The organism is Mesorhizobium abyssinicae, assembly GCF_049887195.1.
Classification (GTDB): Bacteria; Pseudomonadota; Alphaproteobacteria; order Rhizobiales; family Rhizobiaceae; genus Mesorhizobium; species Mesorhizobium abyssinicae.
The window spans coordinates 1-598 of the sequence record NZ_JARAKC010000113.1; the positions used below are offsets into that span (position 1 = coordinate 1).

General features: G+C 63.9%; 1 protein-coding gene. It reads left to right on the forward strand.

Translation table 11 applies throughout. The features are described 5' to 3' along the window. A partial coding sequence (locus PU724_RS33870) for an IS630 family transposase (RefSeq protein ID WP_426213845.1) occupies positions 1–582 on the forward strand: 582 nt, incomplete at its 5' end. Positions 583–598 lie beyond the last annotated feature (16 nt).

The window sequence follows — 598 nt, forward strand, 5'->3', positions numbered from 1 at the left end:
CAGGACCGTCCCGACATCCTGAAGCGTCGTCGGGACTGGTTCGATGGCCAGCTCGATCTCGATCCGGCGAAGCTGGTGTTCATCGATGAAACCGGACTGTCGACCAAGATGGCACGCCTGCGCGGAAGGGCACCGCGCGGCGAGCGCTGCCGGGCAGGCGTGCCGCACGGCCACTGGAAAACCACGACCTTCACCGGCGCGCTGCGACTGACGGGCATGACCGCGCCCTTCGTCTACGACGGCGCCATGAATGGCACCGTGTTCCTGGCCTATGTGGAGCAGGTCCTGGTTCCGACCCTGCGGCCCGGCGACGTCGTCGTAATGGACAACCTGCCTGCCCATAAGGCCGCAGGCGTGCGCGACGCGATCGAGGCCGTCGGCGCGAGCCTGCTCTACCTGCCGCCCTACAGTCCCGATTTCAATCCCATCGAGAATGCCTTTGCCAAGCTCAAGGCACTTCTGCGCGCAAAGGCCGAACGGACAATCGCCGCGCTTTGGAACGCCGTCGGCACGGTCCTCGACCTGTTCACGCCGAACGAATGCGCCAACTACTTCAAAGCAGCCGGTTATGAACCAGATTAAACAGGACGTGCTCTAG